This is a genomic window from Bacteroides sp. AF29-11 (assembly GCF_003602895.1).
GTDB lineage: Bacteria > Bacteroidota > Bacteroidia > Bacteroidales > Bacteroidaceae > Bacteroides > Bacteroides uniformis.
The window spans coordinates 205,270-229,514 of record NZ_QTLY01000002.1; the positions used below are offsets into that span (position 1 = coordinate 205,270).

General features: G+C 40.9%; 16 protein-coding genes. 9 read left to right on the forward strand and 7 right to left on the reverse strand.

What is annotated here, in order from left to right; all coding sequences use genetic code 11:
* Window positions 1-44: 44 nt before the first annotated feature.
* The 6 genes from DWZ03_RS03560 to DWZ03_RS03585 all read left to right on the forward strand — a co-directional run bounded on the left by DWZ03_RS03560 (window position 45) and on the right by DWZ03_RS03585 (window position 6,238).
* A complete protein-coding gene (locus DWZ03_RS03560; protein WP_022402392.1) occupies window positions 45-1,073 on the forward strand; it encodes a VWA domain-containing protein in 1,029 nt (342 codons plus the stop codon).
* Window positions 1,070-1,780 (forward strand): tetratricopeptide repeat protein, encoded by a 711-nt coding sequence (locus DWZ03_RS03565; RefSeq protein ID WP_044468212.1) that lies wholly within the window; start codon window positions 1,070-1,072, stop codon window positions 1,778-1,780. The genes DWZ03_RS03560 and DWZ03_RS03565 overlap by 4 nt, the downstream gene beginning before the upstream one ends.
* 21 nt (window positions 1,781-1,801) lie before the next feature.
* Window positions 1,802-3,646: a BatD family protein gene (locus tag DWZ03_RS03570; RefSeq protein ID WP_016273794.1), complete on the forward strand. Its 1,845-nt coding sequence runs from the start codon at window positions 1,802-1,804 to the stop codon at window positions 3,644-3,646.
* Between the two features lie 10 nt (window positions 3,647-3,656).
* Complete coding sequence (locus DWZ03_RS03575) at window positions 3,657-4,502, forward strand: tetratricopeptide repeat protein (protein WP_022402395.1); 846 nt, start codon at window positions 3,657-3,659, stop codon at window positions 4,500-4,502.
* Between the two features lie 249 nt (window positions 4,503-4,751).
* The gene (locus tag DWZ03_RS03580; RefSeq protein WP_085929906.1) at window positions 4,752-5,027 is read left to right on the forward strand and encodes a DNA-binding protein; all 276 of its coding nucleotides are present in this window, start codon (window positions 4,752-4,754) and stop codon (window positions 5,025-5,027) included.
* 80 nt (window positions 5,028-5,107) lie between these two features.
* The gene (locus DWZ03_RS03585; RefSeq protein WP_005827758.1) at window positions 5,108-6,238 is read left to right on the forward strand and encodes a universal stress protein; all 1,131 of its coding nucleotides are present in this window, start codon (window positions 5,108-5,110) and stop codon (window positions 6,236-6,238) included.
* Window positions 6,239-6,822: 584 nt separating this feature from the next.
* Here the strand turns inward: DWZ03_RS03585 and DWZ03_RS03590 are convergent.
* The 7 genes from DWZ03_RS03590 to gyrA all read right to left on the reverse strand — a co-directional run bounded on the left by DWZ03_RS03590 (window position 6,823) and on the right by gyrA (window position 16,730).
* Entirely contained in the window at window positions 6,823-7,764 is a 942-nt protein-coding gene (locus DWZ03_RS03590; protein ID WP_133303141.1) for a hypothetical protein, read from the reverse strand.
* Between the two features lie 119 nt (window positions 7,765-7,883).
* Entirely contained in the window at window positions 7,884-8,366 is a 483-nt protein-coding gene (locus DWZ03_RS03595; RefSeq protein WP_133303143.1) for a hypothetical protein, read from the reverse strand.
* Window positions 8,367-8,380: 14 nt separating this feature from the next.
* Window positions 8,381-10,228, reverse strand: a complete 1,848-nt coding sequence (locus DWZ03_RS03600) for a major capsid protein (RefSeq protein WP_120128855.1) — start codon at window positions 10,226-10,228, stop codon at window positions 8,381-8,383.
* 28 nt (window positions 10,229-10,256) lie between these two features.
* Entirely contained in the window at window positions 10,257-11,957 is a 1,701-nt protein-coding gene (locus tag DWZ03_RS19890) for a hypothetical protein (protein WP_165859846.1), read from the reverse strand.
* Window positions 11,954-12,262, reverse strand: a complete 309-nt coding sequence (locus tag DWZ03_RS03620; protein WP_120128864.1) for a D-Ala-D-Ala carboxypeptidase family metallohydrolase — start codon at window positions 12,260-12,262, stop codon at window positions 11,954-11,956. The genes DWZ03_RS19890 and DWZ03_RS03620 overlap by 4 nt, the downstream gene beginning before the upstream one ends.
* 667 nt (window positions 12,263-12,929) lie before the next feature.
* Window positions 12,930-14,171 (reverse strand): tetratricopeptide repeat protein, encoded by a 1,242-nt coding sequence (locus DWZ03_RS03625; protein WP_005837195.1) that lies wholly within the window; start codon window positions 14,169-14,171, stop codon window positions 12,930-12,932.
* Window positions 14,172-14,201: 30 nt separating this feature from the next.
* Window positions 14,202-16,730 carry a DNA gyrase subunit A gene (gyrA, locus tag DWZ03_RS03630; protein ID WP_005827761.1) on the reverse strand — a complete coding sequence of 843 codons (2,529 nt, stop codon included), beginning with the start codon at window positions 16,728-16,730 and terminating at the stop codon, window positions 14,202-14,204.
* A 301-nt stretch (window positions 16,731-17,031) separates the two neighbouring features.
* On the opposite strand from gyrA, the gene DWZ03_RS03635 reads away from it, so the two are divergent.
* The 3 genes from DWZ03_RS03635 (at window position 17,032) to DWZ03_RS03645 (ending at window position 24,199) form a co-directional block, all read left to right on the forward strand.
* On the forward strand, window positions 17,032-19,560 hold the full coding sequence (locus tag DWZ03_RS03635) for an ATP-dependent Clp protease ATP-binding subunit (protein ID WP_005837192.1): 2,529 nt from the start codon (window positions 17,032-17,034) through the stop codon (window positions 19,558-19,560).
* 111 nt (window positions 19,561-19,671) lie between these two features.
* A complete protein-coding gene (gene htpG, locus DWZ03_RS03640) occupies window positions 19,672-21,720 on the forward strand; it encodes a molecular chaperone HtpG (protein WP_120128867.1) in 2,049 nt (682 codons plus the stop codon).
* 181 nt (window positions 21,721-21,901) lie between these two features.
* Window positions 21,902-24,199, forward strand: a complete 2,298-nt coding sequence (locus DWZ03_RS03645) for a patatin-like phospholipase family protein (protein ID WP_120128870.1) — start codon at window positions 21,902-21,904, stop codon at window positions 24,197-24,199.
* Window positions 24,200-24,245 lie beyond the last annotated feature (46 nt).

Consider the following 24,245-nt stretch of genomic DNA (forward strand, 5'->3'; position numbering starts at 1 on the left):
TAGCCAAATTGTAAATTGTAAATTGCTAAATTGTAAATAAAAAGATGTTTCGATTTGAAGAACCTGCATATTTGTACTTGTTGCTGCTGCTGCCTTTATTGGCGGCCTTCTACTTGTACTCCAATTATCGGAGGAGGAAAGCCATTCGTAAATTTGGTGACCCTATACTGATGGCACAGCTAATGCCGGATGTTTCCAAATACCGTCCGGATGTGAAGTTTTGGTTGGTTTTTGCGGCTATCGGGTTGTTCACGGTACTGCTGGCACGTCCGCAGTTTGGTTCCAAACTGGAGACGGTAAAACGCCAGGGAGTGGAAGTGATGATTGCGTTGGATATATCCAATTCCATGCTGGCACAAGACGTACAGCCAAGCCGCTTGCAGAAGGCAAAACGGCTGGTGGCGCAGTTGGTAGATAAGATGCAGAATGACAAGGTCGGTATGATTGTTTTTGCAGGTGACGCATTTACCCAGTTACCTATTACGAGTGATTATATTTCTGCCAAGATGTTTTTGGAGTCCATCGACCCTTCGCTGATTTCCAAGCAAGGTACGGCAATTGGAGCTGCAATAAATCTGGCTGCCCGGAGTTTTACACCTCAAGAAGGAGTGGGACGTACTGTTATTGTCATCACCGACGGTGAAAACCATGAAGGTGGTGCCGTAGAAGCTGCTAAGGCTGCTGCAGAGAAAGGTATCCAGGTCAATGTATTAGGGGTAGGTATGCCCGAGGGTGCCCCCATTCCAATAGAGGGTACTAATGATTATCGTCGTGACCGTGAAGGTAATGTAATCGTTACTCGCTTGAATGAGCAGATGTGTCAGGAAATTGCTCAGGCAGGAAATGGTATTTATGTGCGCGTAGACAATACCAATGGTGCACAGAAAGCGATTAGTCAGGAAATCAACAAGATGGCAAAGGCAGATGTGGAAACACAGGTGTACACGGAATTCAATGAACAGTTTCAGGCAGTGGCATGGATTATTCTGCTGTTGTTACTGACTGAGATGTTGATATTGGAGCGCAAGAATCCTCTGTTCCGCAACATTCATTTATTCTCTAATAAGAAATGATGCGTATGTTACAGAAAAAATATATTGGAATAGTTTTGCTGCTGTTAGTGGCAGCTTCAGCTTCTGCACAGAAGGCGGAACGCGATTATATCCGTAAGGGAAACCGTTTTTTTAAGGATAGCGTATATGTGGATGCAGAAGTGAACTATCGGAAGGCTTTGGAGGTAAACCCGAAGTCAACGGTTTCCATGTTCAACCTGGGAAATACATTGACCCAGCAGAACAAGCTGCAGGAAGCGATGGAGCAATATGTGGGAGCTACCAAGATAGAAAAGGACAAATCGAACTTAGCACAGATTTATCATAATATGGGAGTCATCTTTCATTCTCAGAAGGATTATGCAAAGGCGGTAGAAGCCTATAAGGAGTCGTTACGCAATAATCCGAAAGATGATGAAACGCGCTATAACCTTGCTTTGGCACAGAAACAATTGCAAGACCAGCAGCAGAACCAGGATCAGAATCAAGATCAGGATAAACAGGACCAACAGAAGGAGCAGGATAAACAGCAGGATCAGCAGAAAGACCAGCAACAGAATCAAGACCAGCAACAACAACCTTCTCAGCCGGAAAAGAAAGATAATGAGATGTCTAAGGAAAATGCCGAGCAGCTGTTAAACTCTGTCATGCAAGACGAGAAGGATGTGCAGGATAAAGTGAAAAAGCAGCAGGTACTTCAAGGAGGTCGTCTGGAAAAAGATTGGTAACAAACATAATAGGAATAATATATGAGAAAAATAGTTTTCTTATGGATAGCACTGATTGCAGTCAGTATGAATGCCTTTGCCGATGGCAAGGTATCGTTTACTGCGTCCGCTCCTGACGCTGTGGCGGTAGGAGACCAGTTCAGACTGTCGTATACGGTGACTACACAAAAGGTAAGGGACTTTCGTGCTCCTTCTATGAAGGGATTTGATGTGTTGATGGGGCCCAGCCGCTCGCAACAGAGTAGCGTGCAGATGATTAATGGGCAGACGACTTCAACCAGCAGTATTACATTCACTTATATTTTAATGGCGACTGCAGAAGGTGATTTTACTATTCCAGGAGCCACTATCACTGCTGATGGTAACCAAATGGTTTCGAATTCTGTACAAGTAAGGGTTCTTCCGGCAGATCAGGCTGCTAATGGAGCTTCTGGAAATGGTGGCAAACAGAGTGAGGGCACTGCCAGCCGCGCTTCTTCCGGGACATCTGTATCGAATAGTGATTTGTTTATTACAGCTACTGCCAGTAAGATGACGGTGTATGAACAAGAGGCTTTTCTGCTGACATACAAGATATATACCTTGGTGGACTTACGTATGTTTGATAATGTGAAATTGCCTGACTTCAAAGGATTCCATTCTCAGGAAGTAGAATTGCCTAATGACAGAAGATGGGGATTGGAGCATTATAAAGGTAGAAATTATCAGTCTACAATCTATCGTCAGTTTGTGTTGTTCCCGCAACAAGCCGGTAAGCTGACAATTGATGCAGCACGCTTTGATGCTTCCATTGCAAAGGCTACACAAGTTGCTGATCCGTTCGAGGCATTTTTCAATGGAGGAAGCAATTACGTAGAAGTTAAAAAGACAATTTTGACTCCGCAACTGACAATTGACGTAAAGCCCTTGCCGGCAGGTAAGCCAGCCGATTTTTCGGGAGGAGTGGGAGAGTTCAATATAACTTCTTCTATCAATAGTACAAATGTCAAGACCAATGATGCTGTTACTGTCAAACTTGTCATTTCTGGTACCGGTAATCTGAAATTGCTCTCTAATCCGGAAGTTAAATTCCCCGAGGATTTTGAAGTATATGATCCGAAGGTGGACAATAAATTCCGTCTGACAAATTCGGGCCTCTCCGGTAGCAAGGTCATTGAGTATCTGGCAATTCCTCGTAATGCGGGAACTTATAAGATTCCTGCCGTAAAGTTCAGTTATTTTGATATTAATTCCCGTTCGTATAAAACGTTGACTACGGAAGAGTATGAATTGCATGTGGAAAAGGGAGCAGGCAATGCTGCTCAGACTATTGCAAACTTTACAAGCAAGGAAGAGTTGAAAGTATTGAACGAGGATATTCGTTTTATCAAGCAGAATAATGTTACTCTGTCTCCCAAAGGTGATTTCTTCTTCGGTTCGTTGACGTATTGGTTACTTTATTTGATACCGGGTATTGCATTCATTACATTCTTTATCATCTATCGTAAGCAAATAGCAGCCAATGCAAATGTAGCAAAGATGCGTACCAAGAAAGCCAATAAAGTGGCGGTGAAACGTATGAAGCAAGCTGGTAAATTATTGGTTGAGAATAAGAAAGATGCGTTTTATGATGAGGTTTTGAAGGCTCTTTGGGGGTATATCAGTGATAAACTGAACATTCCGGTATCCCGTTTGTCTAAGGATAATATCGAAGAGGAACTTCGTAATTATGGTGTGAATGATGCGTTGATAAAGGAATTCCTCGATGCATTGAATAACTGTGAGTTTGCCCGCTTTGCTCCGGGTGATGATAACCAGGCTATGGATAAGGTATATTCAGCTTCTTTGGAAGTTATCAGTAAAATGGAAAACTCGATAAAACATTAATCAGGAGGAAATGGTAATGAATAAAATATTGTTTTTTACTCTTAGTCTAGTGATGGCAATTACTGCCTATGGGCAGAATTCTGCATCTGTAGATACATTACAGACTGCTAGTGACTCTACATCCGTCGGTTCACATGCGGAATTCTCTGCTGCAAGGCAAGAAAGCAATGTGACAAAGGCTGAAGGTGACAGCGCTTATATACGGAATGATTATGCTTCTGCCATTCAAATATATGAGAATCTGTTAAAGAAGGGAGAGGCTGCAGAGGTCTATTATAATCTTGGCAACAGTTATTATAAGGCAGATGATATAGCAAGAGCTATATTGAATTATGAGCGTGCCTTGTTGTTGGAACCTGGTAATGCTGATATTCGTGCAAATTTGGAGATAGCACGTTCTAAGACAATCGATAAGGTAATCCCAATTCCTGAGGTTTTCTTTGTATCTTGGACTAAATCGTTGATTAATTGTCTTAGCGTAGACGCATGGGCTAAGTTGGGGATTGTGTTCTTTGTACTATTACTCGTTTCGTTCTATCTCTTTTTCTTTTCAAAACAGATTACGGGAAAGAAAGTGGGATTTATTGCAGGAATAGTATTCCTGGTTCTTGTTATATTGAGTAATGTGTTTGCTGCTCAGCAAAAAGGCGAACTGATGGAACGTAACGAAGCTATAGTGTTGGCACCTAGTGTCACAGTGCGTAGTACTCCCAGTGAAAGTGGTACAAGTCTGTTCATTCTTCATGAGGGACGTAAAGTTGAGATAAAAGACAACTCTATGCGTGAATGGAAAGAAATTCGTTTGGAAGATGGTAAAGTAGGGTGGGTTCCAGCTTCTGCCATAGAAGGTATTTAAATTTTCCCTGTATTCTAAAAACAGCTCGTATAAACCCGATAATTCTGCTTTATACGAGCTGTTTCTGTCTATTTTTAGGAGCTTTTTCTCTGTACTTATAATTCTGCATACTTGAAAATGATTATTTTTTGGAGAGGCAATATTCTTTTTGAAAAAAGATAAAGAAATAGTTTGTTTTATCCTTTTTTTTCCTTAAGTTTATAGCGTGATAATAAAAAGTACAGAGTATTAACCATTAAATTTATGAATATGAGAACAATAACATTTAATGAATTACGTAAGATTAAAGACTCATTGCCTAGTGGTAGTATGCATAGAATAGCCGATGAACTTGGACTGAATGTTGACACTGTAAGAAATTTTTTCGGTGGACACAATTTTAAGGAGGGGAAAAGTGTTGGGATTCACTTGGAACCTGGACCAGATGGTGGATTGGTTATGATTGATGATACTACTGTTTTAGAGCGAGCTTTAAAAATTTTAGATGAAATGGCAGGTAAGACTGAAGAAGCTGTTCGAGCTTAAGAAGAGAAAGTTAGATAGAATCCCAATTGCTGACAACAATTGGGATTTCTTGTTTGTTTTAATCTCAAAATCAATGATATATGGAAGATAAATTAGTTACTTTGGCAATCTTAACGTACGCGAAAGCTCAAATATTGAAAAATGTTCTTGAAAATGAAGGTATTGAGACTTATATTCACAATGTAAACCAGATACAACCGGTTGTTTCTTCTGGCGTACGTGTACGTATTAAGGAGAGTGACTTACCTCATGCTCTGAAAATTACTGAAAGCTCTGCGTGGTTATCTGAAGAGGTAGTGGGGGGGAAGTCACCTAAACTGGAGAAGGTTAGTAATAAAGTGCTGATTCCAGTGGATTTTTCCAATTATTCTTTGAAGGCTTGCGAGTTCGGTTTCAATTTCGCTCAGAATATAGGTGCAGAAGTTGTTTTGCTACATGTTTATTTTACTCCTATATATGCAACTTCTTTGCCATACGGAGACGTATTTAACTATCAGCTAAGTGATGAGGAGAATGTAAGGAGTATCTTACAAAAAGTTCATGCTGATTTGAATGCATTATCTGATAAAGTAAAAGAGAAGGTAGCTTCCGGCGAGTTTCCAGATATTAAATATACTTGTGTTTTGCGTGAAGGTATTCCTGAAGAAGAGGTACTCCGCTATACCAAGGAATATCGGCCACGCATTATCATAATGGGAACTCGTGGTAAAAGTCAGAAGGATATTGATTTGATCGGCAGTGTAACGGCTGAAGTGATTGAACGTAGCCGTGTACCGGTATTGGCCATTCCTGAAAATACTCCATTCAAGCAATTTTCTGAAGCTAAGCGTATTGCATTCATTACTAATTTTGATCAACGTGATTTAATAGCTTTTGATTCGCTAATAAATAATCTGAAATCATTTAAATTTTCAGTGTCTCTGATACATCTTTCAGATGTTCAGAATACATGGAATGAAATAAAACTGGCTGGTATTAAGGAATATTTTCAAAAACAATATCCACAATTGGAAATATACTATGATGTGGTAAAGAACGATAATCTGCTTAGTAGTTTAGACAGTTATATCAAAAGTAATCATATTGATATTATAACATTAACTTCTTATAAAAGAAATATATTTTCGCGCTTATTTAACCCTGGCATTGCCAGAAAGATGATTTTCCATTCTGATACACCATTGTTGGTAATTTACGGAAGACCGAATTAGGTGTTGAATATAGGTATATATGGTTTCTATTCAATATCAGCAGAATGTTTAATACAAATAAACACTTTACAGTTGTGATTAACAAATAAAAACAATTACAACTATAATAATACAGTGGTCTGTGAGTTTGCGTATATAAGACAAGAAGGTACTGAAAGCGATGAGGTAAATCGCTTTCCCTTCGGGCAAACTCATGTAGGCTTCGCCAAATATCCAGAGACTTTAAGGAATTCTGATTTTTATGCTCGCTGTGCTCGCGCGTTCTTCACTGCGTTCATCACTTGGACGATTCTTCTTCCTTCGGACTTGAATCGTTTTAAGTAAATCGGCCAAATGGGGTCGCAAGCGACAGGGTGTTTAGCAGCGAAGGGAGAGAGAAGATTTACGGAAAATTGCTTACGCGTTGCAGACATCAAGCTTTTAGGATGGCAGTACTATAGCCTTCGGCTCTGATTTCAGTCCTAACGTCCCGAAATTCAGTGGGTGTATAACCACGCTACGCGCGGTTGCCAGAAATTACTCCAAGCAACAAAACCCGACGCGCATCACTGCGAACCGGGTAAACACATAACAAACAAAAAGTTCTACCAAGGTAAAAAATTTCCTATAGTATTACCAATAGACGTACCATAATGAACAGCCTTATCAGAATCGTAATATTTATACTTTTTACCTTCATTACGAGAACGATACCAATCCTCAATACTACGAGAACGAGCACGTTCACGATTAAATTTAGAAGCTTCGAGCTCAAATTCAGCATTTGAATGGTTAGAAGCATTAGAAGCACGAATAAAAGAATCAGCAGTAGCTTCAGCTATCTTATTAGAAATACGCTTACCTTTTACCTCTGCATAAGTCAATATTTCATCAGCAAGAACTTTCTTGGCTTGATTATAATTCAAATGTCCATGAGACATCTGATTATAATACTCGGCAGCTTTAGCACTCAAGTCAGCCTGCTGCTGTTGGTCAAGATACTTGTTAAGGACAGTCTTAGCTTCAGCATCAAGCAACTGGGTAGTACCTTGAGCCTGGAGAAGACGTCCAGCAAAAGCCATATTATCAAGTTCCTGCATTTCCTTAGAATAACCAAGCTGGGCACGAGCCAAACCAGTAGCTTTCAGATACTCACGGGTTTCTTTCGTCATTTTAGACCAATCAACATTGGAAAGAGCCTGCATAGCCTGAGCATCCGCAAGGTTCTTCTGTCCTTGTAACTGTGAAACCTGGGCTTGCTGAACCTGGGACTGAAACACAGAACCGATAGCCTGCTGAACACCGGAATAATCAGCCTGGAAAGGTTGCATGACAGCAGAACCAGCAGAAGAGGCAGAAGCACCAGTACCAACAGATTGTGCAGTTCCGGCAGAACCACCATTCATCATCAGATAAGGATTTAAACCAGCTTCCTCGAGACGTTGACGTTGCGCGGAGGCAGTATTATATGCGTTTTCCTTATTCCACATACTTTCCTGGAAATCGCGCTGCTGCATAGCCATACGTTCATTAAACTGGTTATTCATCTGGTTTATCCTATAGTTCATCTGATTGGTCTCCCGGACATTTTGTCTATTCTGTGAATTCTGAATCGCAGAAGAACCAATGCCAAAAAGACCACCAGCGATTGAACCAAGAAGACCCATTATTCAGAGGAAGCAGCACCAGCGGAAGCAGCAGCCGCCTTTTCTGCTTCTTGTTTAACATTTTCAGCATCAATCAATTCTTGTGCTTGAGACTCAAGATTTTCAGCATAAGCCGACAATTCCTTAGACCAGGCAATAATCTCAGAAGGAGCTTGAATATGTCGGGAACGAACCGTTGCCAAAAGGTCATCATCAGACATTTTATCCATAATCTGTTGAATCTGAGAAGCAGATTGTTTACTTTGTCCGAACTTGGAAGCAACAGCAAGACCAGCACGGGAAGCCAAGTCCTTAGTATGAAGAATCAAGCGAACATCAGAAGTATAACGCACCGGACGAGTCTCATCAGATTCATCGATTTCTACACGAAGTTCCTCCGTAGAATCAAACTGGGGAGCAACTGCAAAAGCATCCGGCTCAACATTGGGAATAGATTCGGAACCTTGTTCCAAACTTTTCAAAGAATTAAACTTTCCAATCATAATTAAAACAAAATTTAATAAGGTACACCATCACGAGACAAATTACGCGCAACATAGCAACCGATATAAGAATTAACTAAAAGTTGGTCGGTATCCCAAGTAGAGTCAGCATTAACACCAAAAATAGGGTCAAGAACAGCAGGGTTAACCTTGAAGAATTTATAATTCAAGACAACACGAGTATTCTCGTTAACATCTCCTTCTTGATAACCAAAACCAAACCATCCAGAAAGAAGAGACTCGGTAACAGGAGAAACCCAAGACTTAAGAGTCGTAGTAAACGCACCATTGACAACATCGAGTTTTGTCTTCCAGTTGAAATAACGAGGATTATACCCAGCATTAAACAGGTTAACAATAGACGCTTTAGGAGAATTGAAAATTTGTGTCATAGGAAGAACCTCCATACCTATATTATCAAACTCCGGAATCGGAAGAGACTCGGCATCAGTTACAAGCAACTGACCGTCTTGCCCAGTAATCGTATAATCAAGCAAAGGCACAGCATGATAAATACACATAACGACACAATGCTCATTAGTCATATAAGTAAATGAACCATTACCAGTACCGACACCTTTACCAGCAATAACAGCAGTATCACCTTCAGAAGCAAGATTATTGTTCACAACTTCGCTAATATCAAGATTACGGGAAATACCACCAATATAAGTACACATATTGGAGAGAGCTTGAGGTAAGTTCACACCAAAATGTTTACGAATCTGCTCACGATAATCGGAATCACCAGACTGACTGATTTCTTTCCAACGTTGAAGTGCTTCAGCTTGACGAAGAGCAAGAACTGTAAACTTAGAAGCAATATCCTTTACATTAGTAGTAAAATAAGAACCAGCATTTATAGTCTGACCGGAAGACAGATGAACACCAATAGGAGAAGTAGCAATCCCAGAAGTCATAACAGTCGCAGTTCCAACAGGATGAAGAGTACCAGAGGTATCAGCAACCTGGAGATTAATACCTTCAGAAGGAAGGTCGATTACAGCAACATCACCAAACTGAGAATTCGGGAGAACACCCATTAACATATCCTTATTCCAATTACAATACTTAAGGTCAAACATAGTATCAGATTTCCAATAATCTGAAGAAGCTTCAGGAAGTGCAGAAACCAAAGAAGGAGAAACACCAGAAAAATAATCCACATTATAAGAAGAAGGATTCGCATTCTCCCACTGAGACCAACGGAAAAAATCCTGGTATATCTTTTGATAAGCCAATAAGGGGAAAATATTTACAGTATTATTTTGAATAAACTGCTGAGTATAAGTAGAATTATCGTCAGCATATTTCAAAGAAGTAGACCACCAACGAGAATTAGAATTAGGATGAGAACGGATAAAGTTCCCATAACCAAGATAATTTAATAACTTATAAGACAAATCAGCGCGATAAAAACCGAAAGCATTTACTAACGCAGAAGAATTACCAGGAGAAAAATAATCACCAGCCAAAGAATAAATAGCAGAAGAAAGAGAATTCAAACCCAACGAAGGCAAATAAGTACCTAAAGCCAAATTCTGAGTCAAAGACAAAGCCTGAATCTGGTTGATATCCTGCATTTGTGTCAATACAGACGGTGCAGACTTCCAGAGAAGACGCAACGGAACAGCATAAAAATCAAAATATTCACGCAACCGAGTATAAGCAGAAGTTTCAACTGGCTGAGTACGAGTAAAATACTCAATATTGAATTTGTACTTATCACCAGGCATAGAAATATCCCAGTAGACGGGAAGAAGCTCACCAACCTTCGCAGTAAATGCATTTTTACGTCCAATGTCAAATCCAGAACGGTGAGGGTGGTTCTGGAGATTGGACATTCCAATGTAAGAAGCCATAAAAAAAATAGTTAAGGTTTAAGTATTATCAATCTTGATACGAAAAAATACCGAATGAATCGTTAACCTTCTTATGTTTAACCTTATCTCGACATTTCATCAATGACGCAGCAGCCAAACGACGAACAAGAGGGAGAGATTTATAAGGTAATTCATTATCAAATACAGATTTATCATAGCGAAAGGAGTAGTTACGAAGCTCAAAGTCAAGCAAATCCTTATCATTAGAGTCTTCCAAAGTCTGATAAAAATCAACAAGACGATTATAATCGTAACGGCTCCAGAATTCGACTATCTTCTCGGAGAGGACTCGTAGAGCTCTTTGGAATCCAATTCTTGACGAAGAGCCTCCGGCATATCGTCCAAGTCCGGAGAGGGATGAGCCATCTGATATGTATATTCGTAAACTTTTCGCAATTCCGAGAAAAAAGCGGTATAATCGGGTTGTGCGATGAACAGTTTCCAAATCAACACCATCATACAAACGACATTCAGACAAAATGAGAATATCACTATGCGGTAAATTTTCTTTAGGTGAGAGAACATTTCGTTCGTCATTTCTTTTTCCATAATTGTCTACATAATTTAAATACTGTTTACAAAAAGATAATATACTTTGCTTGGAAGACTCGTTAAAAGGGTCACAACTCAAATCAGCACATCCGCTACGAATGACTCGTTCGGGCGCTGTGAACGCAGCAGAAAGTAACTGGTAAACGTTCGATGAAGATTGACGAATAGCATCCGAAAATCTGGGGAATAATCGAAGGAGATACGACCATGAAGGCTTAATTGTCCGAAAATAGCCATCGCGTTCAACGCGGACTCCATTAAGGCACTTATCGGTAACTTCATCAATTTCGGTAATTCGTACCTTTCGAGGAAAGAGATTTGACTCTGTAAATCCAATGGAATGGAAGGATTTAGGTCGCACCACTTTTGGCATCTGAGTATAAAAGTCGGGTAAAGAGACAAAGCTATTAACATACGACGCAACATACGGTGCTGCGAATCCTCGCGAGAGTGACGCATCACAACGTCCGTAAGACCAAGCTTTAGATACATTTTCAAGAACAGTTTGCGAGAATCGCTCGGAATTGGAAAACAATAACAGATGCCAATGCGGGCGGTAACTCGTGGGTCCATATTCTGATACAGCGTAGTAACGTAGTTTTTCATCGGGGTAGTAACTTCTTAAACGTTTTAAAAATAAATCAAGGTCACGATTACAAACATAAGGAATTCTATTTGGAACATTATGCTTAACTTTGTTAAGAATAGATAATAATTCCTTGGGAGTCATAGGGTAGGAGAACGCTACATCGGGGTCTTTGAATGTACGCTCGACGGTAGAGTTCTTTAACTTGACAGAAGCGGAACGAGGAACGCTGCGAAAACCAAACAAATAAGTATTAGGGTCACGAGCATCCAAGTCATTAATATCGGGAACAACGGAAACATCCGCAATATCATCCGTACAAGTTTCAACAACCGAAACTTCCAAAGTAGGAAGGAAACAAGGAGCATAAGTAAGAGTAACAAAATATACATAACGAAACTGAGCAGAATAAGAAGTAAGCAGATTAGTCTGAATACCGGAACGACGGAGAATACAAGAAGGACAGGAACCACAAGAAACAACAACGGGCTCATGTGTATATCTGTTGACAACCGTACGAGGGTTCTGACAACGAGTTACTAACTTATTCTGTAATTCCTTGGTAATCATTTTCTATCAGTAAAATCTAATTCCATTTGACGAGACTTACGGTCACGAGCAAAAGAAATATGAACAAAAGTTCGATACTTTATAAGTTGGTCAAATACAAAACCAGAATTTTTAATTTTCAAAATAAAACCATCTACTGAAGAATCAAGAGGTTTTAAATCAACAGCATCACCAGTCAAATGCTGAGAATTATTAGAGCCTCCACATGCTTCATTTTCAGAAATAGAACGAAGAGCGGAAGTAACAGCAAACCTAACATTATTCCGAAGAAGCCATCCAATGAATTTCATTAATTCTGCATTCATAGCTTACGAAAATATTTGTGCAATAGACGTAAGAAGACTAACAGCAGCTGCAATAATTGCAGACCAGATTTTAGATTTAGTTTCACTTTTCATCAGAAATAGCTTTAAAAGTTGAACACTGAGAAATGATAATCACACAGTCGGGACGAAGATTAGAAGAAAAAAACTCGGAAACTTCATCAACCGACACAAGAACGGTTTCGTTCTGATTAGGATTTACCTTTGATTGAATAGAACACAAATAATACTTTTCCATAATACACAAAAAAAATTAACGTTGAACAATAGAAATATCTAATAGTGTCCAGTTGTTTACTGAACAAAAAACAGAAGCAATGTATTTAACGTCATTGAGAGACGCATAGGGAAAGGAACGACGAACCGTATAATTACCGGAAGTCAGAAAATAAGCGCGAATCAACACGCAACGAGTGTCGGGAGTTAAACGTTTCATGATATCTGCTTTTGAATTACAAAGGCAAATATATAGAATTAAAATCAAGAAGTGATTAATATCAGCATTATGTTTAATATAGCGCTGGAATAATTTAATCTAATTTTAATTTCTTCTCTCCCTCACTTAAGAAATAACATTCTTTACTTAATGATATAACAATAATAAAAGCCTAATTAATAATTTAATTAGGCTTTTATTATTATGAAAGTATTACATCAACTTTTCAATTTCTTCGAATTCAGGGCCCATTTGCAAATTATAATACACTCTATACAGACCATTTAACCACAAATCTTTTTGATCAGGTTTCAGTTCTCTTGCCTTTTCATAATAAGGTTTTGCCTTTTCATAGAAAGTCTTCAGAGTAGCCTGGTCTTCTTTATACTTCGGATCATTAATATCTGTAGTTGCTTTTTCTGAGAAATCTTGTGCTTGTAAGCAGTAAATCAAGCCTAAATTAGAGTATGCTTCTGCATAATTAGGATCTACTTCTATAGTTTTTTTATAGAATTCAATAGCTTTATCATAGTCCTTCATATTGTGATAAAGGTAGCCTTTTACATACAAATAGAATGTATTGTTAGGATCTTTAGCCAACATATCATCAGCAAACTGCATAGCTTCGTCATATTTGTTGTTATTGCTATAATAATCAATCAAGTGACCGAAGAAGAATGAATGTTCAGGATATTTCTGGATACCTTCTTTTAAAGAAGCAATCCATTTAACAGTATCACCTTCAGCTTTCAATGCAGTAGAGATAAATTCCATTGCGTATTTCCCAACTTCTTTATCATCTTGCGCATAAGGAGCATACTTCAAAATACTAGGATAATCTTCCATCTTAGCAGCTGCTAAACTTGCATAATATGCTATTTGGGGTAATACAGTATCTGTTTGTAATAGATTTTCCTTTTCAAACATCGGGTTGATAGCAATATCAATGTATGTTGCAAAGAAATCTAATGCTTTTTTATTGTCTTCATTGGCTGCATCGCCTTCTTTCTGTGAGGCCAAATTAAAGAATTGGATACCGCCATTGATCAGATTACCGCGTTCTGCTAAAATTGTAGCAGAATTAGATTTTCTATATTTATTCTTGATTTTGCCCTTTTCATTGGGAATTTGTGCCAATTCGTCACATTTGAAGTAGAATTTACACATGTTCAATGCGCTATTATATACCTGAAGAGTGTCATAAGGTTTTCTCAGATAGGCATTTTCCATTTCTTTCTCACTTCTTTTTCTTTGGATAAGACCTGCTACATCCCACGTTTCGGCATTGTCCTTTGTTTCGGGATTGGTTAAAGCCTGATTTATCAGTTCCTCTGCTTTGGCAAAGTCAGGATTTACTCCGTTAGCAATACTTTTAGCCTCTTTTACGTTCTTTTCTTGGGCGAAAGTAAAGCTTGCGACAAGTAGTAAAACCATTGAAAATAATACTCTTTTCATGATTGTAGAAAATTTAAATTAATATTATGTCTATTCTTCATTTTCATTGTTTACCTCGTTCTGAGGGCTTTCAAGGGTATTTTCTTCCCCCTCCTCTATAAGTTCCTCTTCATTTTCTGAAGTGACTTTACATACAGAGCCGATTTCGTCATTACGTTTCTCAAGGTTGATTAGACGCACACCTTGTGTAGCACGTCCCATGATACGAACATCGGCGACTTTCAGACGGATGGTAATACCGGATTTATTAATAATCATCAAGTCATTTTCATCTGTAACAGACTTGATAGTTACTAATTTACCCGTTTTATCGGTGATATTCATTGTTTTCACACCTTTACCTCCACGATTGGTCTTGCGATAATCTTCAATATCCGAACGTTTGCCATATCCTTGTTCCGATACAACCATAATTGTTTCCGCTTCAGGATCTTTGATGCATATCATACCTACTACTTCGTCTTGACCGTCTTCATCCAATGTCATACCACGTACACCGGTGGCAGTACGTCCCATAACGCGCACAGCACTTTCATGGAAACGAATGGCACGTCCGTTACGGTTGGCAATGATGATTTCATTGTCGCCGTTTGTCATACGCACTTCGATTACACGGTCGTCTTCACGGATAGTGATAGCATTTACACCATTTTGGCGAGGACGTGAATACTGCTCAAGCAATGTTTTCTTAATGACACCATTCTTAGTACAGAACAATACATAATGGCTGTTGATAAATTCTTGGTCGTTCAAGTTCTTCACGCGCAAATAGGCGTTTACAGCATCGTCAGAGTCGATATTCAACAAATTCTGGATGGCACGACCTTTCGAATTCTTAGTACCTTCGGGGATTTCGTATACCTTCAGCCAGTAACACTTACCTTTCTGTGTAAAGAACATCATGGTATTATGCATGGTTGCAGGATAAATATGCTCTACAAAGTCTGCATCGCGGGTTTCGGTACCTTTGGAGCCTACCCCACCACGGTTTTGCGCACGGAATTCGCTCAGCGGTGTGCGTTTGATGTATCCCATGTGCGAGATGGTGATAATCATTTCATCATCTGCATAGAAGTCTTCCGGATTGAATTCTTCTGATGAATAGACAATTTCCGAGCGACGTTCGTCACCATACTTCTCTTTTACTTCAATCAGTTCATCTTTAATGACTTTGCGGCAGAGTTCGTCATTGACAAGGATTTCTTCCAAATAAGCAATCTGCTTCTGAATTTCCTCATATTCGGCGTGCAGCTGGTCTTGCATCAATCCTGTGAGCTGACGCAAACGCATTTCAACAATGGCACGTGACTGAATTTCACTGAGTTGGAATCGCTCCATCAAACCTGATATAGCATCATTCGGGGTTTTAGCAGCACGGATAATCTTGATTACTTCGTCGATATTATCAGATGCAATGATTAATCCTTCCAGAATATGTGCACGTTCTTTGGCCTTGCGCAAATCATACTGAGTACGGCGGATGACTACGTCGTGTCTGTGCTCAACGAAGTGTTTTATCAAATCTTTCAGATTCAACAGACGTGGACGGCCATGTACCAATGCAACATTGTTCACACCAAAAGATGTCTGCAGCATTGTCATCTTGTAGAGCTTGTTGAGTACAATGCTGGCATTTGCATCACGTTTTACATCAATAACGATACGCATACCTTCACGGTCGGATTCGTCATTAGCATTGGCAATACCTTCAATTTTCTTTTCGTTGGCCAGATCGGCTATATTCTTAATCAATTCAGCTTTGTTGACACCATAGGGAATTTCTGTCACAACGATTTTATCGTGCGTCGAACCAGTCTCAATTTCGGCTCTAGCACGCATTATGACACGTCCGCGTCCCGTGAGATAGGCTTCGCGAACACCGCTCATACCGTATATATAGCCTCCGGTCGGGAAATCAGGAGCTTTGACATACGTCATCAGCTCTTCTATATCGATGTCATTGTTTTCGATGTATGCAATACAAGCGTCAATAACCTCAGATAGATTATGGGTCGGCATATTGGTAGCCATACCTACGGCAATACCAGATGCACCATTTACCAAAAGATTCGGAATACGGGCCGGCATGACGGTAGGCTCTTGCAAAGAGTCATCGAAATTGTTCTGCATGTCAACAGTCTCTTTCTCAAGGTCTGTCATCATGTCTTCACCAATTTTTCGCAAACGACACTCTGTATAACGCATGGCAGCAGCACTGTCACCGTCTACTGAACCGTAGTTACCTTGTCCATCTACCAACATGTAACGCATTGCCCAAGGCTGAGCCATACGTACAAGAGCTCCGTAAACGGACGAGTCGCCATGAGGGTGATATTTACCTAATACTTCACCTACAACTCTGGCTGATTTTTTATAAGGTTTGTCGGAGGTATTTCCTAATCCCATCATTCCGAAAAGAATTCTTCGGTGAACGGGTTTAAAACCATCTCTAACATCCGGAAGGGCACGTGAAACAATGACCGACATAGAGTAGTCAATGTACGATGACTTCATTTCCTCCTCGATGTTAATCTTTATAATTCTGTCTTGTTCAAGCATTTAAAAAGATTATTAATTATACATTTTCGGGTTCGTGAAAAACCACGCTAAAGTACTGCTTTTTTACGATATACAAAAGTTTTCCTCCATAAACTTTGTTGCCTGCAACATAAATATGGAAGTACTCCCTCCATTCCTCACCAAATTGCTATTAATATATAAGGTATAAAGTGGAAAAACAGATTTGAAATTTATGGCACGGGATTTGTATACTATTAAATCAGTTAAATATGATACGCTGAATTAATAAATGCGTATCTTTGTCGTGGATAACCTTTTTAATTGAGGAGAATTATAAAATATGAACAATCAATTTTCACAAAGAGTTTCAGACATAATTACTTATAGCAAGGAAGAAGCCAATCGATTGAGAAATCGCTATATTGGTCCGGAACACCTTCTGCTCGGCATGCTGCGTGATGGCGGAGGAAAAGCTATTGAAATATTGTTGAAACTTGATATAGATTTAAAACGAGTAAAAAGTCGTCTGGAGGGTTTCCTAAAGGATGCCGAGGACGATACTCTCTTGCCGGACGCTGAAGTGCCCTTGTCCCCGATGACGGCTAAGATATTGAAGATGTGTATGCTTGAAGCGCGTTTGCTGAAAAGTGCAACTGCCGATACGGAACATGTATTGCTGGCTATCTTGAAAGATGGCGACAATCTTGCTGCAACTGTTTTGGAAGAACACCGGGTGGATTATCAGGCTGTATTTGAACAGCTTTCGATGAAATCGACCAATCCGAATGCGGGAATGGGATTCACCGAGGATGATGAAGAGGATGAAGAAGATATGAATATGTCCCGCTCCTCCCGTACTGGGGGAGCTGGTTCGGCTTCGGCTGCACAGGCTGCATCCAGAAAGCCGTCCAATGATACTCCTGTGCTGGACAATTTCGGCGTAGACATGACGCGGGCTGCCGAAGAAGGCAAGCTGGACCCGGTTGTGGGTCGCGAACGCGAGATTGAACGTCTGGCGCAAATCTTGAGCCGCCGTAAGAAGAACAATCCGGTGCTTATCGGTGAACCTGGAGTCGGAAAATCTGCCATCGTAGAGGGTTTGGCATTGCGTATTGTGCAAAAGAAAGTTTCGCGCATTTTGTTTGAAAAGCGCGTGGTGATGCTTGATATGGCCTCTGTGGTGGCGGGAACAAAATACCGTGGTCAGTTTGAGGAACGTATCCGCTCTATCATCAACGAGTTGCAGAAAAATCCGAATGTCATCCTTTTCATCGATGAAATCCATACGATTGTAGGTGCCGGTGCTGCTGCCGGTTCCATGGATGCTGCCAATATGCTGAAACCAGCTTTAGCGCGTGGTGAAATCCAGTGTATTGGAGCTACCACTCTCGATGAATACAGAAAGAATATCGAGAAAGACGGTGCTTTGGAACGTCGTTTCCAAAAGGTGATTGTAGAGCCTACCACAGCTGAAGAAACGCTTCAGATATTGAAGAATATCAAGGAGAAGTATGAAGACCATCATAACGTGAGCTACACGGATGAAGCCCTGGAAGCATGTGTCAAGTTGTCAGCACGCTATATAACCGACCGCAACTTCCCGGATAAAGCTATTGATGCTTTGGACGAGGCGGGTTCGCGTGTGCATTTGACGAATATTAATGTTCCGAAAGAAATTGAGGAACAGGAAAAGCTGATTGAAGAGGCACGTAGCCTGAAGGCTGAAGCTGTAAAGTCACAGAATTTTGAGCTGGCTGCCAGCTACCGCGACCGTGAGAAGGAACTTTCTGTCCGCTTGGAGGAGATGAAGGTTGAGTGGGAAGCCCGTTTGAAGGATGACCGCCAAACGGTAGGTGAAGAGGAAATAGCCAATGTTATTTCAATGATGTCCGGTGTACCCGTACAGCGCATGGCGCAGGCAGAAGGACTTAAACTGGCCGGAATGAAGGAAGAACTACAGGCGAAGGTGATAGCTCAAGATGCTGCGATAGAGAAACTTACCAAAGCAATCTTGCGTAGCCGTGTAGGGTTGAAAGACCCGAACCATCCCATCGGAACCTTTATGTTCCTTGGCCCTACTGGTGTGGGTAAGACGCATTTGGCAAAGCAATTGGCAAAATATATGTTTGGCTCTGCCGATGCCTTGATACGTATCGATATGAGCGAGTATATGGAGAAATACACCGTATCTCGTATGATTGGTGCCGCTCCGGGATATGTGGGCTATGAGGAAGGCGGCCAGTTGACTGAAAAGGTGCGTCGCAAGCCGTATTCCATTGTCTTGCTGGATGAGATTGAGAAAGCCCATCCGGACGTGTTCAACATCTTGCTCCAGGTACTGGATGAAGGTCGTTTGACTGACAATTATGGCAGAACCATCGATTTCAAGAATACGGTTATCATTATGACCTCCAATATCGGTACGCGGCAGTTGAAGGAATTTGGCCGTGGCGTAGGTTTTGCGGCGCAAAACCGCACGGATGACAATGAACATTCGCGCAGCGTGATACAAAAGGCTCTGAACAAGACCTTTGCTCCCGAATTCTTGAATCGTTTGGATGAAATCATTACTTTCGACCAGCTCTCTTTGGAGGCCATCACAAAGATTGTGGACATTGAGCTGAAAGGTTTGTACGAACGGGTTGAAGCAATTGGTTACAAGCTGGTTGTGGAGGATGATGCAAAGACATTCCTTGCTTCGAAAGGGTACGATGTACAGTTTGGTGCGCGCCCATTGAAGCGCGCCATTCAGAACCACTTGGAGGATGGACTTTCCGAGCTGATAGTGGCGGAGGAGTTACAGCCGGGTGATACGGTAAACGTATCAGTAGACAAAGAAAAAGACGAGCTGAGCATCAGGAAGGCATAAGCTGTTCTTTATAAAAACCGTCAAAATGTCAGTCCTTATGGGCTGGCATTTTTTTTGTGCTATATCTGCCGGAATAATTAAAAATATAAATCTAAAAAATATAAATGTAGTATGCAAAAAGGTAATATTGGGGTAACTACTGAGAATATCTTCCCCGTCATTAAAAAGTTCTTGTATAGTGATCATGAAATTTTTCTCCGTGAGTTGGTTTCTAACGCGGTTGATGCTACACAGAAGCTGAAAACACTCTCCTCTATCGGTGAGTTCAAGGGTGAAGTTGGCGATTTAACCGTACATGTCTCGCTGGGAAAAGATACCATTACGGTGTCCGACCATGGTATAGGTCTTACGGCTGAAGAAATAGACAAGTATATTAACCAGATAGCTTTCTCTGGCGCCAATGACTTCCTTGAGAAATATAAAAACGATGCCAACGCCATCATCGGCCATTTTGGATTGGGTTTCTATTCGGCTTTTATGGTTGCCAAGAAAGTCGAAATCATCACTAAATCCTATCGGGAAGGCGCCCAGGCTGTAAAGTGGACATGCGATGGCAGTCCGGAGTTTACGATTGAAGACACTGATAAGGCAGAACGTGGTACGGATATCGTTCTTTACATAGACGATGACTGCAAGGAATTCCTTGAAGAAGCGCGCATTTCCTCTTTGTTGAAGAAGTATTGCAGCTTCCTCCCTATCCCGGTTGCATTCGGCAAGAAGAAAGAATGGAAAGACGGCAAGCAGGTTGAAACTGCCGAGGATAATATCATCAATGATTCCAACCCGTTGTGGACGCTGAAACCCAGCGAATTGAAAGATGAAGATTATAAGAAGTTCTACCGTGACCTTTATCCTATGTCCGACGAACCTTTATTCTGGATTCATCTGAATGTGGATTATCCGTTCCACCTTACCGGTATTCTGTACTTCCCCAAAGTGAAGAGCAACATCGAGTTGAACAAGAATAAGATTCAGCTCTATTGCAACCAGGTATATGTGACGGATTCGGTGGAAGGTATTGTTCCCGACTTCTTGACCCTGCTGCATGGTGTGCTCGATTCACCGGACATTCCATTGAACGTTTCCCGTTCTTATTTGCAGAGCGATGCCAACGTGAAGAAGATTTCTACATATATCACGAAGAAGGTGTCAGACCGTTTGCAGTCTATCTTCAAGAATGACCGTAAACAGTTTGAGGAAAAGTGGAATGACTTGAAAATCTTCATCAACTACGGAATGCTTACGCAGGAAGATTTCTATGATAGAGCCAAGGATTTTGCCCTTTTCACCGATACAGACAGCAAATATTATACTTTCGAAGAGTATAAGACGTTGATTAAAGATAACCAGACGGATAAGGATGGAAATCTGATTTATCTGTATGCCAACAATAAAGATGAACAATACAGCTACATAGAGGCCGCTACGAATAAAGGATACAATGTGCTGTTGATGGATGGACAGCTGGACATTGCGGTGGTGAGCATGTTGGAACAGAAGTTCGAAAAGGTTCGCTTCACTCGTGTAGACAGCGATATTATTGATAATCTGATTGTCAAGGAAGACAAGAAGAATGAAGCGTTGGAAACCGGCAAGCAGGAAGTTCTTTCTTCCATCTTCAAGAGCCAGTTGCCCAAGATGGATAAGACGGAGTTCAACATCACGGCGCAGGCTTTGGGCGAAAATGCCACTCCTATCATGATAACTCAGAGCGAGTACATGCGCCGTATGAAGGAAATGGCGAATATCCAGGCTGGAATGAGCTTCTATGGCGAAATGCCGGATATGTTTAACCTGGTATTGAATTCAGACCATAAGCTGGTAAAAGAAGTTCTGGCAGATGAAGATAAGGAATGTGCTGCTGCCGTTGCTCCGGTTCAGGCAGAGATGGATGAAGTGAACAAGCAGCGTACTGACCTGAAAAAGAAGCAGGAAGGCAAGAAAGATGAGGATATACCGACTGCCGAAAAGGATAAAGTGAATGAGCTGGATAAGAAGTGGGACGAACTGAAAACACAGAAAGAAGGCATCTTCGCCGATTATGCTGCCAAGAATAAGGTTGTCCGTCAACTGATAGATTTGGCACTGCTGCAGAATGGTATGTTGAAAGGTGAAGCTTTGAACAACTTTGTCAAGAGAAGCATTGACCTGATAAAATAAGCCCCTTTAAATTTGCATTTAATATATGCAAGGGTATTGTGATTCTTCAGAGTCGCAATACCCTTTTTTTATTCATTTTCACCAATCAAGGTGTGATTTTCTTCGTTGAATACGGCATTTTTGGAAACTATTGTTTATATTTGGGGCAATGAACATTTATCTTACTCGGAATCGCATAGTTATGAAAAGAGTTTTATTGTTTTTTTCGTTTCTTCTATGTACCCTTATTTTACAAGCCCAGAAAGTGGGACTTGTATTGAGTGGCGGTGGAGCAAAAGGCATGACTCATATAGGCATTATCCGGGCTTTGGAAGAGAATAATATCCCCATTGATTATATAACCGGAACCTCTATGGGAGCTATCATCGGTTCTCTGTATGCTATGGGGTATTCCCCGGACGATATGGAGGCGCTGTTGCGCTCTCCCGACTTTAAGCGTTGGTATTCGGGCAAAGTGGAGCCTAAATACGAGTATTATTTTAAGAAGAATCGTCCTTCACCGGAATTTTTTAATATCCGTTTTGCTTTTAGGGACTCGCTGCATATGAAGCCCCAGATACTTCCCACAAGCATGGTCAACCCCATACAGATGAACCTGGTATTTGTGGAATTGTTTGCACGTGCTACGGCTGCATGTGGCGGTAATTTCAACAAACTGTTTGTTCCTTTTCGCTGTATAGCATCCGATGTGTACAATAAAAAGCCATTGGTATTGAGTAAAGGGGATTTGGGAGATGCGGTACGTGCTTCCATGAGCTTTCCATTTGTCTTCAAACCGATAGAAATAGACAGTACGCTTGCTTATGATGGCGGCATTTACAATAATTTCCCTACGGATGTGATGCGGGAGGATTTTCATCCGGATGTCATTATTGGCAGTGTGGTAGCGGCCAATCCCGGTAAGCCGAAGGAGAATGACCTGATGAGCCAATTGGAGAATATGATTATGCAGAAGACCGATTACTCCATTCCGGACTCGTTGGGCATAGTCATGACCTTCAAGTACGATGATGTCAACCTGCTGGATTTTGACCGTCTGCAGGAATTGCACGATATAGGCTACAACCGTACTCTTAATATGATGGATTCCATCAAAAGCCGTGTTCACCGTAGGGTGAATGCTGATAATGTGCGTTTGAGGCGCCTTGTCTTCCGGAGTAACCTGCCTCAATTCCGTTTTCGGGATATTATTATTGAAGGGGCGAATGCCCAACAGCAAGCCTACATCAAAAAAGAGTTCCATGATGAAGAGCATGAAGTCTTTACTTATGAAGACTTGAAGCGCGGGTATTTTCGTTTGCTGGCAGATAATATGATTTCGGAAATAGTTCCTCATGCTGTGTATGATTCGGAATCCGATTTGTATGAGCTGCATTTGAAGGTGAAGATGGAGGATAATTTTTCCGTGCGTCTGGGGGGCAGTGTCTCTACCACGAGCTCAAATCAAATCTATTTGGGAATAGGATATCAGAACTTGAATTATTATTCCAAGGAAATCACTTTTGACGGTCAGTTGGGTAAGATTTATAATAATGCCCAGTTGATGGGTAAGATTGATTTGCCTACCAACATACCTACGTCCTTTCGTTTTATTGCTTCAATCAGTACCTTCGATTACTACAAGAAGGACAAGCTGTTTTCCAGGAATGACAAACCTTCATTCAATTCAAAGGACGAACGTTTTGTGAAGTTGATGGTTGCCTTGCCGTTTTTGGCCAATAAGCGTGCGGAGTTCAGTCTGGGATATGGCCAACTGGAAGATAACTACTTTCAATCCAGTGTAATAGATTTCGATAAGGACCGTTCGGACAGAAGTACCTACAAACTTTTGGGAGGTTCCATCGGTTTCTATGGGAGTACCCTGAATACGCGGCAATACGCGACAAAAGGCTATCTGGAGAAACTGATAGCCCAGGTATTTACCGGGAGGGAAAGATTTGAACCGGGGAATCCGCAAGAAGGGTACAGTCCTTCTCCGCAAGAGCGGCAATCATGGTTACAAATCTCTTATATGAAAGAGGCATATCACACTATGGGGCCGAAATTCACCCTGGGATGGATGGCAGAAGCACTATATTCATCGAAGAATTTCTCTGAGAATTATACGGCAACCATGATGCAGGCAGGAGAATTTGCACCGACTCCGCATAGTAAACTGATGTACAATGAAGCTTTTCGTGCCAACCAGTATGTGGCTGCCGGTATCAAACCCATATATGTTTTGAACGACATGTTCCAGTTCCGGACAGAATTTTATGGCTTTACACCGATTTTTCCGATAAAAAAGAATGCATTGAATAAAGCATATTATGGAAAAGCATTCTCCCGCTTTGAGTATATGGGAGAAGTTTCTGTTATTTGTCATTTGCCCTTCGGAGCCATCTCTGCTTATGTAAATCATTATAGCTCACCGAGAAGGGAGTGGAATGTGGGGATGACCATCGGCTGGCAGTTGTTTAATTATCGCTTTGTCGAATAAATTTCTTCAAAAAAAGTTTGTATATCGTTTGCTAATTCGGAAAAAG

What these genes read in the sequence shown, in the direction of transcription:
- DWZ03_RS03560 (WP_022402392.1), top strand. Translation starts at nt 45, where the DNA reads ATGTTTCGATTTGAAGAACCTGCATATTTGTACTTGTTGCTGCTGCTG.
- DWZ03_RS03565 (WP_044468212.1), top strand. Translation starts at nt 1,070, where the DNA reads ATGATGCGTATGTTACAGAAAAAATATATTGGAATAGTTTTGCTGCTG.
- DWZ03_RS03570 (WP_016273794.1), top strand. Translation starts at nt 1,802, where the DNA reads ATGAGAAAAATAGTTTTCTTATGGATAGCACTGATTGCAGTCAGTATG.
- DWZ03_RS03575 (WP_022402395.1), top strand. Translation starts at nt 3,657, where the DNA reads ATGGTAATGAATAAAATATTGTTTTTTACTCTTAGTCTAGTGATGGCA.
- DWZ03_RS03580 (WP_085929906.1), top strand. Translation starts at nt 4,752, where the DNA reads ATGAGAACAATAACATTTAATGAATTACGTAAGATTAAAGACTCATTG.
- DWZ03_RS03585 (WP_005827758.1), top strand. Translation starts at nt 5,108, where the DNA reads ATGGAAGATAAATTAGTTACTTTGGCAATCTTAACGTACGCGAAAGCT.
- DWZ03_RS03590 (WP_133303141.1), bottom strand. Translation starts at nt 7,764, where the DNA reads ATGAATAACCAGTTTAATGAACGTATGGCTATGCAGCAGCGCGATTTC.
- DWZ03_RS03595 (WP_133303143.1), bottom strand. Translation starts at nt 8,366, where the DNA reads ATGATTGGAAAGTTTAATTCTTTGAAAAGTTTGGAACAAGGTTCCGAA.
- DWZ03_RS03600 (WP_120128855.1), bottom strand. Translation starts at nt 10,228, where the DNA reads ATGGCTTCTTACATTGGAATGTCCAATCTCCAGAACCACCCTCACCGT.
- DWZ03_RS19890 (WP_165859846.1), bottom strand. Translation starts at nt 11,957, where the DNA reads ATGATTACCAAGGAATTACAGAATAAGTTAGTAACTCGTTGTCAGAAC.
- DWZ03_RS03620 (WP_120128864.1), bottom strand. Translation starts at nt 12,262, where the DNA reads ATGAATGCAGAATTAATGAAATTCATTGGATGGCTTCTTCGGAATAAT.
- DWZ03_RS03625 (WP_005837195.1), bottom strand. Translation starts at nt 14,171, where the DNA reads ATGAAAAGAGTATTATTTTCAATGGTTTTACTACTTGTCGCAAGCTTT.
- gyrA (WP_005827761.1), bottom strand. Translation starts at nt 16,730, where the DNA reads ATGCTTGAACAAGACAGAATTATAAAGATTAACATCGAGGAGGAAATG.
- DWZ03_RS03635 (WP_005837192.1), top strand. Translation starts at nt 17,032, where the DNA reads ATGAACAATCAATTTTCACAAAGAGTTTCAGACATAATTACTTATAGC.
- htpG (WP_120128867.1), top strand. Translation starts at nt 19,672, where the DNA reads ATGCAAAAAGGTAATATTGGGGTAACTACTGAGAATATCTTCCCCGTC.
- DWZ03_RS03645 (WP_120128870.1), top strand. Translation starts at nt 21,902, where the DNA reads ATGAAAAGAGTTTTATTGTTTTTTTCGTTTCTTCTATGTACCCTTATT.